Here is a 13,281-nt window from a genome sequence, read left to right on the forward strand (position 1 = left end):
CCAAAGAACGAAGATGGAGCCGTCAGAACGGTTTCACGATCACGAGAATCACGATCCCGATCATCAGAACGGTCGGAAGCTCATTCATTATCCGCCAGTAGCGCGGCGTTTTGCGCGGGCCGTCGGCGGCAAAATTGACCACCGCGCGACTAAACAGCACATGCACCATGGTCAGCAACACGACCAGGGCGATTTTCGCATGCAGCCAGCCGCCGCGGAAGGCATACGCTTCCCATGCAAGATAAAGACCCAGAACCCAGGTCACCATCATCGCCGGGTTCATGATGATCTTCAGGAGCCGCCGCTCCATCATCTTGAAGGTTTCGGATTGCGCCGAACCCGGCTCCGCATCGCTGTGGTAGATGAAAAGCCGCGGCATGTAGAGCAGCCCGGCCATCCAGGATATGACCGCGATGACGTGAAAAGCCTTGATGTAGAGAAGAAAATCGTTCGGCCGCGCGAGATAGACCGCAGCCAGGATGGCGATGAACACGCCGAGCGCGATGAAGGCGCGCAGCGCCGATCGCCGCCCCGCCACCTCGCCCGCCTGCTTCTCCTCACCGTTCACGCCTTTGCTCCCCGCACCCGTTCGACCAGCTGCGTCACATGGTCCGGATCGGCCTCCGGCGTGATCCCGTGGCCGAGGTTGAAGATCAGCGGCCCGTTGCCCAGTGTTTCGAGAATGGCATCGATACCGTCCTCGAGCGAGCGCCCGCCGGCGACAACGCGCATCGGATCAAGATTGCCCTGCACTGGTCCGTCCTTCTGCAGTTCAGCCGCGAACGACAACGGCACCGACCAGTCGAGGCCGATCGCATCCGCGCCGGTCTTCTGCCGGTAGGATTTCAGGTTCAGTCCGGCGCCCTTGGCAAAAGCGATGATCTTGGCGGCTGGTCGAGCTTTGCGGACGATCTCGATCATGCGCGCCACCGGCTTTGCGGCATAGGCCTCGAATTCCTTCTCACCGAGCACACCCGCCCAGGAATCGAAAATCTGCACCGCATCCGCACCAGCATCGATCTGGGCGATGAGATATTCCGCGGAGACCTCCGCCAAGAACGACAGCAGTTTTTCAAAAGCCTCAGGATGCCGGTAGGCGAACAGCCGGGCAGGGGCCTGATCCGACGTTCCATGGCCGGCGATCATATAGGTCGCCACTGTCCAGGGCGCTCCGCAGAAACCGAGCAGCGTCGTCTCGGCAGGCAATTCATTCCGCAAACGGCGGACCGTCTCGATCACCGGAGCAAGATGGGAAAGAACCCCCTCGCTCTTCAGAACCTCGATGCCGGCGACATCGATCGGGTCCATCTGCGGGCCTTCGCCCTGGACAAAACGAACATTCCTGTGAAGCGCGTCGGGGATGACCAGGATATCGGAAAACAGGATGGCCGCGTCGAACCCGTAGCGCCGGATTGGCTGGAGGGTGACCTCGACAGCCAAATCCGGCGTGTAACAGAGATCGAGAAAACCTCCCGCCTTGGCACGGGTTTCCCGGTATTCCGGCAGATACCGTCCTGCCTGCCTCATCAGCCAGATCGGTGGCGGAGCGACGGCCTTGCCGTTCAGCACCTCGACGATTTTCCGGTATGGGCCGGTCAATGGGTTCTCCCTAAAATCAAAGAAATGAATCTTAAAAGATTTTCTATTTCTTAGAGTCGGTGACTAGCAAGGATTAAAGTCAAACCACTGACGGCGCGACGATCCGTCGCTTTCCGCCGCTACTGGGGACAGGAGTATCCGGCTTGAAACGGGTCTTCTGGAAAAGCTTTGATTCGAAGAATGATTTCAGAATGATAACCGAAACTCGATATCGTGCTCCATTGTGGATAGGCTGGGGAGAAAGATCGGCCTTGAAGATGTTGTCCCCAGAGTGCACAAAGCCATTCCATTTGCGTCCGGCAGATTTGCGAATGTGGAAAACTCGCCGCTTTTCCCAGGGCCGGATCGGCCTCTGCAACACACCGATCGTCTCTCCCGAGTTATCAACAAAGGGTTAAGAACAGCGTGGAGAACAGAAAAAACTTCTTCCATCTACACCTGATTTCTGACTCGACGGGCGAGACCCTCATCTCCGCAGGACGGGCCGCATCCGCCCAGTTTCAGGCGTCGCTGGCCATCGAGCACGTCTATCCGCTGATTCGGAACCGCAAGCAGTTGCTGGCGGTGCTGGAGGAGGTGGACCAGGAACCGGGCATCGTTCTTTACACGATCGTCGATCAGGAGCTTGCCGGGCTCATCGATCTGCGCTGCCGGGAAATGGGTGTGCCGTGCGTCAACGTCCTGGAACCGGTCATGGCCATATTCCAGGCCTATCTCGGAGCTCCTTCCCGCCGCCGCGTCGGTGCCCAGCACGCGCTCAACGCGGATTATTTCAAGCGCATCGAAGCGCTCAACTTCACAATGGATCACGACGACGGTCAGCTGCCGGAAGATTACGAGGAAGCGGACGTGGTTTTGGTCGGCATCAGCCGCACCTCGAAAACCCCGACCAGCATCTATCTCGCCAATCGCGGCATCAAGACTGCCAACATCCCGATCGTGCCAGGCGTCGATCTGCCCGATAGCCTTTATCGGGCGACGCATCCGCTGATCGTCGGCCTGGTCGCGACGACCGACCGCATCAGCCAGGTGCGGGAAAACCGCGAGCTCGGGGTGGCGCAGGGTTTCGATCGACGCCATTATACCGATCGTGCCACGATCAACGAGGAGCTGAAATATGCCCGCGCGCTCTGCGCTCGTCACAACTGGCCGGTCATCGACGTGACGCGCCGTTCCATCGAGGAGACAGCGGCGGCGATCGTTGCGCTGCGTCCGAAGCTGCGTTAAGCGAAACCGCTCGTCGCCTTGGGAGATCTTCGTGGCAATTCCTATCGTACAAACGCGCCTTGTGCTTGCGTCCTCCAGCCCCTTCCGCCGGATGCTGATGGAAAATGCCGGCCTGGCATTCGAGAGCCGTGCGGCGGATATCGACGAGCGGAAGATCGAGGCGGGACTGGAGGGCGCAAACCCCGATCAGGTCGCATCGACGCTCGCCGCCGCCAAGGCGATCGAGGTGAGCGGGCATTTTCCCGGCGCGCTGGTCATCGGCTCGGATCAGACCATGTCGCTCGACAGCCGCGTCTATCACAAGCCGAGGACACTTTCGGAGGCGCGTGAAAATCTCCTGTCGCTGTCCGGCAGGACCCATCGTCTGAACAGCGCCCTCGCCTTCGCGCGTGACGGGCAGATCATCTGGAAACATGTGGCCCACGCGGATCTCACCGTCCGGCCGCTCGGCGAGGCTTTTGTCGATCGTTATCTTTCGCGCGTCGGGGAAAAAGTCTTCGGCAGCGTCGGCGCCTATCAGCTGGAAGGCGAGGGCATCCAGCTCTTTTCGAAGATCGACGGCGACTATTTCACCATCCTCGGTCTGCCCATGCTGCCGCTCTTGGAAGAGCTTCGCGAACTCGGAGCCATCGATGGCTGATTCACGTGAAACACGCTTGGTTAATGCCTTCGTAACCGGCTGGCCGATCAAGCATTCCCGCTCGCCGCTGATCCACGGGCACTGGCTGAAGCAGTTTGGTATGACGGGGACCTATAAGGCAGTGCCGGTGACGGAAGAGGATTTCCCAGCCTTCATCCAATCCTTGAAGGACGGCAGTTCCGGTTATCGCGGGGGCAACGTCACCATTCCGCACAAGGAACATGCCTTCCAGCTTGCCGACCGGCCGGATGCGCTTGCCGAAGAACTCGGCGCCTGCAATACGCTCTGGATGGAAGACGGCTTGCTATGGGCCACCAATACTGACGGTCACGGTTTTACCGCGAACCTCGATGACCGCCGTCCGGGTTGGGATGCGACAGGCCGCGCCGTAATCCTCGGCGCCGGCGGCGCGAGCCGCGCGGTGATCCAGGCGATCCGCGACCGCGGCATCGGCGAGATCCATGTGGTCAACCGGACCGTTGCCCGGGCCCGGGAGCTGGCCGACCGCTTCGGTCCCAGGGTGCACGCCCATCCGATGGGAGCGCTCGCCGAGGTCACAACCGGCGCCGGGCTTTTCGTGAACACGACATCGCTCGGCATGGATGGCGGCGAAGCGCCGGCGATCGATTTTTCGCCGCTTGCAGCAGGCGCCGTCGTCACCGATATCGTCTACGTGCCGCTGAAAACGCCGCTGCTCGTCCAGGCCGAAGAACAGGGTTTTCCGATCATCGACGGGCTGGGCATGCTGCTTCATCAGGCCGTGCCCGGTTTCGAAAAATGGTTCGGCCGCCGGCCCGTGGTCGACAAGCTGCTTCGCGATCTCGTCATCGCCGACATGGAAAAACATTGATGATCGTCATCGGCCTCACCGGCTCCATCGGAATGGGAAAGTCCACCACCGCGAAAATGTTCGCGGAGGAGGGGGTTCCGGTGAACGATTCCGATGCGGTCGTCCACGATCTTTACCGCACCGATGCGGTCGTCCCGGTCGGCAAGGCGTTTCCCGGCACCGTCAGCGACGGAGCGGTCGACCGCGCCGAACTTTCCCGCCAGCTTTCCGCCGCGCCGGAAAAATTCCCGGTCCTGGAAGCGATCGTCCATCCGCTGGTCCGTCAGCGCGAGGTGGATTTCCTGAAGCGCCACCGCGAGGCGGGCACCGCTCTCGTCCTCCTCGACATCCCGCTTCTCTTCGAGGTGAAGGGTGCATCCCGCGTCGATGTCATCGTCGTCGTCACCTGTGATCCACAGATACAGAAGGAAAGGGTGCTTGCGCGGCCCGGCATGACGGAGGAAAAATTGGCGATGATTCTCTCCCGCCAGATGCCGGATGCCGAAAAGCGCCGGCGGGCGGATTTCCTCGTCGATACCGGTTTTGGTCTCGAAGCGGCAAGAGAGAGGGTACGCCAGATCATAACCGCCCTCAGGGCCGGAAAGACGAGCGAAAAGACCCATGCGTGAGATCATCTTCGATACGGAAACCACCGGCCTCGAATCCCGGTTCGACCGCGTGATCGAAATCGGCGGCATCGAGCTCATCAACAATTTTCCGACCGGAAAGACCCTTCACCTCTACATCAATCCGGGCGACCGCAAGGTTCATCCGGATGCTTTGGCGGTGCACGGCATTACCGACGAGTTCCTGAAGGACAAGCCGAGCTTCGCCGACGTGGTGGAGCAGATCGTCGAGTTTTTCGACGGCGCCAAATGGATCGCCCACAACGCCACCTTCGACATGGGCTTCATCAATGCCGAGTTCGCCCGGCTTGGCCTGCCGCCGGTCCAGACGGACCGGGTCGTCGACACGCTTGCCATGGCCCGCCGCAAGCACCCGATGGGCCCGAACTCGCTCGATGCGCTCTGCCGGCGTTACGGCATCGACAATGCCCATCGCACGAAGCACGGCGCGCTTCTCGACTCCGAACTTCTGGCGGAAGTCTATATCGAGATGACCGGCGGCCGGCAGGCAGCTCTCGGCCTGATGGGCACCGATCGCGTGGCAACCGTCATCGAGGTGGAAGAGATGGCGGTCACCGCCCTCGGCCGGCCGCGTCCGCTGCCGAACCGGGTGACGGAGGCGGAACTCGAGGCGCATGCCGCCACGGTCGCTTCGATGAAGGGCAAATCCCTCTGGCTGAAATACGAGCCGACCAAATGAAAAAAGCCGAGTTTAGCCCCAGCCACCTACTTAAATGTGGATTCGTTTGAATTATCGGCAAGCAATTTCCGCTACAACGTCAGTTGTCGAGGGCATTGCCGATCTGGAGATTTTTGCGGAAGACCCAAAGCGGCTTCGACTTGCCTTGGCGAACCTAAACTTCGAATAGTCGCCAAGCCCGAAGAATTGGGGTTCGGGCCTGCCTTCGGCCTTATGGCAGGCTTTGCATCAGCCATCCGCAAGCGCCTAGCCGTTCTTCCGCGGGCGTCCGCCCTTGGCACCGTTGGTACGGCTTGCCTCGACCTTTGCGGCTGATCGGGATTGGCCGCCTCGGCGTTGCGCGTCCATGAACTTCGCGGTCCCGAAGATGCCGTTCATCAGCCCGGCGATGGTAAAATCCACGTCCAGGCTTTCCCAGTGCAGTCCGGTCTCGCCAAGAAGCTCGACCTCCGCCAACTGCGCAACGGTCGCATTCTCCAGGCCCTGGATCGATCGGGCAGGCACCATGAACGCAGCGCCGTTGGTGAAATCCACGACGATGCGGCCGGATGTTTCATCAAAACGGGCTGATGCCGGGATAGGCGCGCGGGCGCGTTCCGCCTCCCCCTTCAGGGTAGCGTCTCGGTAGTGGCGATCTTCAAAGGTCACTTCACCCATGGATGCTCTCCCATTTCTCGATAAACAGGCGCTTGTTCGCCTGGACAATGGCAAGGGCGATGCCCAAATCCCGCTTCTTCATTCCCCGGTTCGATAACACCGTGAGATCAAGGATATTGATGCGGGCTTCCCCATCTCCATAGACATGGGTGTGCCCCGGTTCGTGGTCATCCGTGTAAATGACAAGTCGCATTCCTGCTTCGCGGAGAACGGTGACCGTGCTCCAGAATAACCTAACAACTTGGGTTTTTCAAGAGCTGCAAGGCGCTCGACTGCCAGTTTTCGAACGCGAAATGGCACCGACGAAACTTTTGTCGCGGAAAACCGGGCTCAGCTGTTGAGCGCCTGGACCTTGGCGCGGGCCTGTTCCTCGGCCATGCGCTGGGTGAACATCTGAGCGAAATCGATGGGGTCGATCATCAGCGGAGGGAAACCGCCGTTGCGGGTGACGTCTGCGATGATCTGGCGGGCGAAGGGGAACAACAGGCGCGGGCACTCGATGAAGAGCAGCGGCAGCATGTGTTCCTGTGGGAAACCGGTGATGCGGAAGACGCCGCCATAGACCAGTTCGGCGGCGAAAACGATCTTGTCGTCTTCCTTCGCCTTGGCGTCCAGCGTCAGGACCACGTCGAAATCCACCTCGGAAAGCGGATTGGCGTTGACGTTGACATTGATGTTGATCGCCGGCGCCTTGTCGCGGGCCTGCAACGAGCGCGGAGCGCCCGGGTTCTCGAAGGAGAGATCCTTGGTATATTGCGCCAGAATGTTGATGGACGGCGCGGAGGCCTGGTTGTTTTCATCTGCCATTGGGATTTCCTCGAGGCTGGAGTTGTCTGGCCTCTATCATTTCGGCCCACAGCGTTTCAAGGCTAAATGGCGTCCGCAGTCTTCGGCTTCTCAAACTGAGGTAAACGCGTGCGCTCTGTTTCCCGACAGAACCGGCAGACGGCCTCAAGGTTCCCTGCCGTTCGGCCCGGCCCATGGAGAGGGCCGGTTGGGTGCGGGCGGATTGGGATCGCGATGGAAATCCTGCTCATCGAGATCCACGACAGGACCACCCGGCTGCTGCGGCTCCGGCTTCTTGTTCTCGTACCGATAGCTCCGGCTGCTTGCGGAACGCACCACGACGACGCGACGGCCGATGCGCGACCATATGAGGCGGCGCACCAGGGGAATGAACAGCGCCAGCCCGACGATATCGGTCAGGAAGCCCGGCAGTAGGAGCAGGATGCCGGCGACGACGATCATCGCCCCGTCGACCAGCGCATGGCCCGGCACCCGGCCTTCGCGGCTTTCCGTCGAAATCTGCCGCAGGATATGCATGCCCTGGCTGCGCAGCAGGATGGCGCCCAGCATGGCGGTTCCGACGACCAGGCCTAGCGTCGCCCAGAGACCGACCGCGCGGCCGACCAGCACGAAACCGGCGATTTCCGCCAGCGGCCAGCCGATAAGAAAAATCGGCACGAGAAAGAAACGCATCTTGCTCCCTGTTCCTGTATGATCCTGCAGCGTCCTGCCGCCAGCTCTTCGCCATTTGAATGATCGGTGGATGCGGACTATATGAGAAAGTGCATCGAACAATTAAACGGCAATTGCGGGTTAAGATGGGCTCCAACGATTTTATAACACTCTTTTTCCTTGTCGCTGCAGTCCTGATCTTCCTGCAACTGCGCAGTGTGCTCGGACGGCGGACGGGAAATGAGAAGCCGCCTTTCGACCCTTACACCCCCCGCGACGTGGCGAAGAACCCCGGCGGCGACGATAGCAAGGTCGTGACCCTGCCGCGCCGCGACGTTCCCGAAGACGAACAGCGTTACGCGGATATCGACGCGGTTGCAAAACCCGATACACCGCTCAATGCGGCGCTGCGCGAACTCCTGAAGAACGATCCGTCCTTCCGCCCGCGCGATTTCCTGAACGGCGCCAAGATGGCTTATGAGATGATCGTCATGGCTTTCGCCGATGGCGACCGGAAGACCTTGCGGGGACTTCTCTCCAAGGAAGTCTTCGACGGATTCGACAATGCGATCACCGAACGGGAAGCCAGGGGCGAAGTGGTGAAGTCCACGTTCGTCGGCATTGACAAGGCCGACATCACCCATGCGGTGGTCAAGGACAGTGAAGCGCAGCTCACTGTCCGCATCGTCAGCCAGCTCATTTCCGCCACTTACGACAAGGCCGGCATACTGACGGAAGGCGACCAGGAAACCGTGGCGGAAGTCACCGACATCTGGACCTTTGCGCGCGACACGCGGTCCCGCGATCCGAACTGGAAGCTGATCGCCACTGAATCCGAACAATGAGCGGAGCGGAGGACTATACGCTTCGGCAGGTCGCCTTTTCCGATCTGCCGGGCTGGGACAAGGACGATCCGACGCCCCTTTTTTCCGGCATGCGGGCCTGTCTTCGGCATATCCGCGAGGTCAAACCTTACCGCACCGGCTCGCTCGGCCTGACGGCCGACGAACTTTCCGTTCTTCTTGCGGCCGCTCCGGATCTTCCGCAAGATGCTTCCTCCGCCCGCGCCTTCTTCGAAACCCGCTGCACTCCCTTCCTTATCTGCCGGACCGACGGCAAACGCGGCTTCGTCACGGCTTTTTACGAGCCCGAGGTCGAGGTCTCCGACATGCGTGACGAGGTATGGGCGCATCCGTTTTATTATCGCCCCGACGACCTCGTCGATCTCGACGACAATAATCGGCCGGCGGACATGGACCCGGGCTATATGTTCGGCCGCCTTACGCCGCACGGCATCGAACCCTATGCCGACCGCGGGGAAATCGATCGTGGCCTGCTTGAAGGGCGTGGGCTGGAAATCGCCTATGCGAAGTCAAAGGTCGATGTCTTCTTCGTCCACGTTCAGGGCGCTGCGCGGCTGAGATATCCGGACGGCCGCGTCCGCCGCATCACCTATGCGGCCAAGGCCGGCCATCCGTTCTCGCCGATCGGCAGGCTCCTGATCGACCGCGGCGAGATCGACCCGGCAAGAATTTCCATGCAGAGCATCCGCGCCTGGCTGGCGGCCCATCCGGAAAAGGTGGACGAAGTGTTATGGCACAACCGGTCCTACATCTTCTTCCGGGAAGCGGATGTCTCCGAGCCGTCGCTCGGTCCGGTCGCCGCCGCCAAGGTGCCGCTGATCGCCGGTCGATCGCTCGCCGTCGACCGGCAGATCCATACCTTCGGTTTTCCCTTCTTCATCCGCTCCGAAACGCTCACCCATCTCGATGGCGTTCAAGGAGGCAACAAGTCCTTCGGCCGCCTGATGCTGGCGCTCGACACCGGCTCGGCGATCGTCGGTCCGGCCCGTGGCGATATTTTCACCGGTTCCGGCAATGTCGCCGGAGAACTGGCCGGAACGGTGCGCAATGACGCCGATTTCTATATCCTGATCCCCAAGGCGGCTGCGGTCAGGTTCAGCAGATGAAGGGCGGCCGAAAACTCGATCCGGAAGAACGAATCCTCTGGGGCAAGGTGGCGAAATCCACCCGCGCCATGCCGGGCCGTATGAAGGAAATTCTGGAATTCGAGGAGGCCGAAGAAGCGAGGCTGGCTGCCGAGGAAGCAGCCAGGACGGCGGAGAAAGAGGCCGCAAAACCGAAGCCGGCGCCGCGGCAGGTCACCCAGGTCGTCGACAGCCTCCCGCCGACGCCGGCACGCCGCTCCACCGTCCTTCACCATCCGCTTGAAAAACCGGTCAAGAAAAAGCTCGCCAAGGGCCGCCTGCCGATCGAGGCGCGCCTCGACCTGCACGGTCTCTTTCAGGACGAAGCCCACGATCTGCTGCTCGATTTCCTGTTGCGCGCTCATGACCGCGGCCTGCGGCACGTCCTGGTCATCACCGGCAAGGGCAGTTCGATGGGCAGCGAAGGCGCGCTCCGCCGCGCCGTGCCGCTCTGGTTTTCGAAAGCGGAGTTCCGATTCCTGATCTCGTCCTACGAATGGGCCGCGCGCCATCACGGCGGCGAGGGCGCCATGTATGTGCGGCTTGCCCGCGGCCGCGGCGCCGGCGACAGAACCGGTGGAGACTGGAAATGACCCCCTTCGGCCATGCGATGCGGGAACTGCGCCGCCGCAAGGGCGTGACGCAGAAGGCGCTTGCGGAAGCGATCGGCGTGACGCCCGCCTATCTTTCGGCTCTGGAGCATGGCAGGCGCGGCCGCCCGACGTTCGAATTGCTCCAGCGGATTGCCGGATATTTCAACGTCATCTGGGACGAGGCGGAGGAGCTTTTCCGTCTGGCCGAGACATCGCATCCGAAAGTCGTGCTCGATACGGCCGGCCTGCCGCCGTCATACACAGGCTTCGCCAACCGTCTGGCCCAACGGATTCGCACTTTGCCGCCCGACGTGATAGAAGAAATGAACAGGCTTCTGGAAAAGCCCCGCTCTCAGGGCTGATTTCTCCAAACATCCACGGCTTTCAAGCCGTATTAACGAGGCTCAACCTTTAGAAACCGCCCCGATTTCCCTATATTTCAGGGTGGAATAGCCGGTGATTCGCTCGACCGGCATATCAAACGAATTGGAAGATAGTTGATGACCGATACACCCGTCAGCGAGAACGGCGCGAGTGCCGAATATGGTGCCGACTCGATCAAGGTTCTGAAGGGCCTCGATGCCGTGCGCAAGCGCCCCGGCATGTATATCGGCGACACCGACGACGGCTCCGGCCTGCATCACATGGTCTACGAAGTCGTGGACAACGCGATTGACGAGGCATTGGCCGGCCATGCCGACCTGGTGACGGTGACGCTCAATCCGGACGGTTCCGTCACCGTGACCGACAACGGCCGCGGCATTCCGACCGATATCCACAGCGGCGAGGGCGTCTCCGCCGCCGAAGTCATCATGACCCAGCTCCATGCGGGCGGCAAGTTCGACCAGAATTCCTACAAGGTCTCCGGCGGTCTGCACGGCGTCGGCGTATCCGTCGTCAACGCGCTCTCCGTCTGGCTGAAGCTGCGCATCCGCCGTAACGGCAAGGTCCACCAGATTTCCTTCACCCACGGGGTGGCCGACGCCCCGCTCGAAGTGGTCGGAGAATACGAGGGCCGGTCGGGCACGGAAGTGACCTTCCTGGCAAGCCCCCAGACCTTCACGATGACCGAGTACGACTACAACACGCTCGAACATCGCCTGCGCGAACTGGCCTTCCTGAATTCCGGTGTCAGAATCCGGCTCACGGACAAGCGCAAGCCGGATATCAAGGAAGAGGAGATGCTGTATGATGGCGGCCTTGAAGCCTTCGTCCGTTATCTCGACCGCTCCAAGAAGCCGCTCGTCGAAAAGCCGGTCGCCATCAAGGGCGAGAAGGACGGCATCACCGTCGAAGTGGCCATGTGGTGGAACGACAGCTACCACGAAAACGTGCTATGCTTCACCAACAACATCCCGCAGCGCGACGGCGGCACCCATATGGCCGGTTTCCGCGGCGCCCTGACGCGCCAGGTGACCTCCTATGCGGATAGCTCCGGCATCACCAAGAAGGAAAAGGTGACGCTGCAGGGCGAGGACTGCCGCGAAGGCCTGACCGCCGTCCTGTCGGTCAAGGTGCCGGATCCCAAATTCTCGTCGCAGACCAAGGATAAGCTCGTATCGTCGGAAGTCCGGCCCGTGGTCGAAAGTCTCGTCAACGAGGCGCTGAGCACCTGGTTCGAAGAGCATCCAACCGAGGCCAAGATCCTTGTCGGCAAGGTGGTCGAGGCGGCCGTCGCCCGCGAAGCCGCCCGCAAGGCCCGGGAACTCACCCGCCGCAAGGGCGTTCTCGACATCGCCTCGCTGCCCGGCAAGCTTGCCGATTGCTCCGAGCGTGATCCGGCCAAATCGGAAGTCTTCCTCGTCGAAGGCGATTCGGCCGGCGGTTCCGCCAAGCAGGGCCGTTCACGCGAGAACCAGGCCATTCTCCCCTTGCGCGGAAAAATCCTCAATGTCGAGCGCGCTCGTTTCGACAAGATGCTCTCCAGCCAGGAGATCGGCACGCTGATCACCGCGCTCGGCACCTCGATCGGCAAGGACGAGTTCAATGCCGACAAGCTGCGTTATCACAAGATCATCATCATGACGGACGCCGACGTCGACGGCGCCCATATCCGCACCCTGCTGCTGACCTTCTTCTTCCGGCAGATGCCGGAACTCATCGAGCGTGGCCATATCTATATCGCCCAGCCGCCGCTCTATAAGGTCACTCGCGGCAAGTCGATCCAGTACCTGAAGGATGAAAAGGCGCTGGAGGAATATCTGATCGGCATGGGTCTCGAAGAGGCGACCCTGAGGCTCGGCTCGGGCGAGGTGCGGGCCGGCCAGGACCTTCGCGAGGTCATCCAGGATGCCTTGCGGCTGCGTTCGCTCGTCGAGGGACTGCATTCCCGCTACAACCGCGCGATCATTGAGCAGGCGGCGATCGCTGGCGCTCTCAACCCGGAACTGACCGACAATCGCGAGCGCGCCCAGCAGACCGCCGACGAGGTGGCCCGCCGTCTCGACATGATCGCCGAGGAGACCGAACGCGGCTGGTCCGGCCACGTGACCGGCGAGGGTGGCCTGCGCTTCGAGCGCATGGTGCGCGGCGTCCGCGAAGTCGCCTTTGTCGACGTCGCGCTGATCGGCTCGGCCGATGCCCGCCATATCGATCACATGGCGGCTCGTCTGCAGGAGATCTACCGCACGCCGCCGGTTCTTGCCCGCAAGGACGGCGAGCAGGAAATTTCCGGTCCGCGCGCGCTTCTCGACCTGATCTTCGCCTCCGGCCGCAAGGGCCTGTCGATGCAGCGTTACAAGGGTCTCGGCGAGATGAATGCCGAACAGCTCTGGGAAACGACGCTCGATCCGAACGTTCGCTCGCTGCTGCAGGTCAGGGTCAACGACGCGACCGATGCCGACGGCCTCTTCTCGCGCCTGATGGGTGATGAAGTCGAGCCGCGTCGCGAGTTCATTCAGGAAAACGCGTTGAGCGTCGCCAACCTGGACATCTAAGAAGGCGTTCCTCGGGCTCGTCCCGAGGA

16 protein-coding genes are annotated in these 13,281 nt (G+C 61.4%); 10 read left to right on the forward strand and 6 right to left on the reverse strand.

The annotated features are described in order from the left end of the window. Positions 1–22 precede the first annotated feature (22 nt). Both hemJ and hemE read right to left on the reverse strand, forming a co-directional pair. Complete coding sequence (gene hemJ, locus DMO26_RS23580) at positions 23–568, reverse strand: protoporphyrinogen oxidase HemJ (protein ID WP_117194609.1); 546 nt, start codon at positions 566–568, stop codon at positions 23–25. Then, a complete protein-coding gene (hemE, locus tag DMO26_RS23585) occupies positions 565–1,599 on the reverse strand; it encodes a uroporphyrinogen decarboxylase (RefSeq protein ID WP_117194610.1) in 1,035 nt (344 codons plus the stop codon). The genes hemJ and hemE overlap by 4 nt, the downstream gene beginning before the upstream one ends. A 405-nt stretch (positions 1,600–2,004) precedes the next feature. Here hemE and DMO26_RS23590 point away from each other — a divergent pair, with 405 nt between their 5' ends. From DMO26_RS23590 to dnaQ, 5 genes are read left to right on the forward strand one after another with little or no spacing between them, the layout of a single operon-like run. Then, positions 2,005–2,826, forward strand: a complete 822-nt coding sequence (locus DMO26_RS23590) for a pyruvate, water dikinase regulatory protein (RefSeq protein ID WP_117194611.1) — start codon at positions 2,005–2,007, stop codon at positions 2,824–2,826. A gap of 31 nt (positions 2,827–2,857) precedes the next feature. Then, a complete protein-coding gene (locus tag DMO26_RS23595) occupies positions 2,858–3,466 on the forward strand; it encodes a Maf-like protein (RefSeq protein ID WP_226951401.1) in 609 nt (202 codons plus the stop codon). Beyond that, entirely contained in the window at positions 3,459–4,316 is an 858-nt protein-coding gene (locus DMO26_RS23600) for a shikimate dehydrogenase (RefSeq protein ID WP_117194612.1), read from the forward strand. Before DMO26_RS23595 ends, DMO26_RS23600 begins: the two co-directional genes overlap by 8 nt. Next, the gene (coaE, locus tag DMO26_RS23605; protein ID WP_117194613.1) at positions 4,316–4,924 is read left to right on the forward strand and encodes a dephospho-CoA kinase; all 609 of its coding nucleotides are present in this window, start codon (positions 4,316–4,318) and stop codon (positions 4,922–4,924) included. The genes DMO26_RS23600 and coaE overlap by 1 nt, the downstream gene beginning before the upstream one ends. Further along, a complete protein-coding gene (dnaQ, locus tag DMO26_RS23610; RefSeq protein WP_117194614.1) occupies positions 4,917–5,621 on the forward strand; it encodes a DNA polymerase III subunit epsilon in 705 nt (234 codons plus the stop codon). Before coaE ends, dnaQ begins: the two co-directional genes overlap by 8 nt. A 246-nt stretch (positions 5,622–5,867) precedes the next feature. Here dnaQ and DMO26_RS23615 read toward each other — a convergent pair whose 3' ends face one another. The 4 genes from DMO26_RS23615 to DMO26_RS23630 all read right to left on the reverse strand — a co-directional run bounded on the left by DMO26_RS23615 (position 5,868) and on the right by DMO26_RS23630 (position 7,757). Next, positions 5,868–6,278, reverse strand: coding sequence for a DUF2442 domain-containing protein (locus tag DMO26_RS23615; protein WP_117194615.1), 411 nt, complete (start codon positions 6,276–6,278; stop codon positions 5,868–5,870). Then, complete coding sequence (locus DMO26_RS23620) at positions 6,271–6,471, reverse strand: DUF4160 domain-containing protein (RefSeq protein WP_117194616.1); 201 nt, start codon at positions 6,469–6,471, stop codon at positions 6,271–6,273. The genes DMO26_RS23615 and DMO26_RS23620 overlap by 8 nt, the downstream gene beginning before the upstream one ends. Positions 6,472–6,608: 137 nt before the next feature. Next, positions 6,609–7,085 (reverse strand): protein-export chaperone SecB, encoded by a 477-nt coding sequence (secB, locus tag DMO26_RS23625; RefSeq protein WP_117194617.1) that lies wholly within the window; start codon positions 7,083–7,085, stop codon positions 6,609–6,611. Positions 7,086–7,229: 144 nt separating this feature from the next. Further along, complete coding sequence (locus tag DMO26_RS23630; protein WP_117194618.1) at positions 7,230–7,757, reverse strand: FxsA family protein; 528 nt, start codon at positions 7,755–7,757, stop codon at positions 7,230–7,232. Positions 7,758–7,882: 125 nt separating this feature from the next. On the opposite strand from DMO26_RS23630, the gene DMO26_RS23635 reads away from it, so the two are divergent. The 5 genes from DMO26_RS23635 (at position 7,883) to gyrB (ending at position 13,252) form a co-directional block, all read left to right on the forward strand. Beyond that, the gene (locus DMO26_RS23635) at positions 7,883–8,581 is read left to right on the forward strand and encodes a Tim44/TimA family putative adaptor protein (RefSeq protein ID WP_117194619.1); all 699 of its coding nucleotides are present in this window, start codon (positions 7,883–7,885) and stop codon (positions 8,579–8,581) included. Further along, on the forward strand, positions 8,578–9,705 hold the full coding sequence (gene mltA, locus DMO26_RS23640; protein ID WP_117194620.1) for a murein transglycosylase A: 1,128 nt from the start codon (positions 8,578–8,580) through the stop codon (positions 9,703–9,705). The genes DMO26_RS23635 and mltA overlap by 4 nt, the downstream gene beginning before the upstream one ends. Continuing rightward, a complete protein-coding gene (locus DMO26_RS23645; RefSeq protein WP_117194621.1) occupies positions 9,702–10,316 on the forward strand; it encodes a Smr/MutS family protein in 615 nt (204 codons plus the stop codon). The genes mltA and DMO26_RS23645 overlap by 4 nt, the downstream gene beginning before the upstream one ends. Then, positions 10,313–10,678, forward strand: a complete 366-nt coding sequence (locus tag DMO26_RS23650) for a helix-turn-helix domain-containing protein (RefSeq protein ID WP_117194622.1) — start codon at positions 10,313–10,315, stop codon at positions 10,676–10,678. Before DMO26_RS23645 ends, DMO26_RS23650 begins: the two co-directional genes overlap by 4 nt. Positions 10,679–10,816: 138 nt before the next feature. Beyond that, entirely contained in the window at positions 10,817–13,252 is a 2,436-nt protein-coding gene (gyrB, locus tag DMO26_RS23655) for a DNA topoisomerase (ATP-hydrolyzing) subunit B (protein ID WP_117194623.1), read from the forward strand. Positions 13,253–13,281: the final 29 nt, after the last annotated feature.

The organism is Rhizobium terrae, assembly GCF_003425685.1.
GTDB classification, from domain to species: domain Bacteria; phylum Pseudomonadota; class Alphaproteobacteria; order Rhizobiales; family Rhizobiaceae; genus Neorhizobium; species Neorhizobium terrae.

Bases quoted from the DNA above. Each gene is read 5' to 3' on its own strand.
- DMO26_RS23600 (WP_117194612.1), top strand. From the start codon at position 3,459: ATGGCTGATTCACGTGAAACACGCTTGGTTAATGCCTTCGTAACCGGC.
- coaE (WP_117194613.1), top strand. From the start codon at position 4,316: ATGATCGTCATCGGCCTCACCGGCTCCATCGGAATGGGAAAGTCCACC.
- dnaQ (WP_117194614.1), top strand. From the start codon at position 4,917: ATGCGTGAGATCATCTTCGATACGGAAACCACCGGCCTCGAATCCCGG.
- DMO26_RS23615 (WP_117194615.1), bottom strand. From the start codon at position 6,278: ATGGGTGAAGTGACCTTTGAAGATCGCCACTACCGAGACGCTACCCTG.
- DMO26_RS23620 (WP_117194616.1), bottom strand. From the start codon at position 6,471: ATGCGACTTGTCATTTACACGGATGACCACGAACCGGGGCACACCCAT.
- secB (WP_117194617.1), bottom strand. From the start codon at position 7,085: ATGGCAGATGAAAACAACCAGGCCTCCGCGCCGTCCATCAACATTCTG.
- DMO26_RS23630 (WP_117194618.1), bottom strand. From the start codon at position 7,757: ATGCGTTTCTTTCTCGTGCCGATTTTTCTTATCGGCTGGCCGCTGGCG.
- DMO26_RS23635 (WP_117194619.1), top strand. From the start codon at position 7,883: ATGGGCTCCAACGATTTTATAACACTCTTTTTCCTTGTCGCTGCAGTC.
- mltA (WP_117194620.1), top strand. From the start codon at position 8,578: ATGAGCGGAGCGGAGGACTATACGCTTCGGCAGGTCGCCTTTTCCGAT.
- DMO26_RS23645 (WP_117194621.1), top strand. From the start codon at position 9,702: ATGAAGGGCGGCCGAAAACTCGATCCGGAAGAACGAATCCTCTGGGGC.
- DMO26_RS23650 (WP_117194622.1), top strand. From the start codon at position 10,313: ATGACCCCCTTCGGCCATGCGATGCGGGAACTGCGCCGCCGCAAGGGC.
- gyrB (WP_117194623.1), top strand. From the start codon at position 10,817: ATGACCGATACACCCGTCAGCGAGAACGGCGCGAGTGCCGAATATGGT.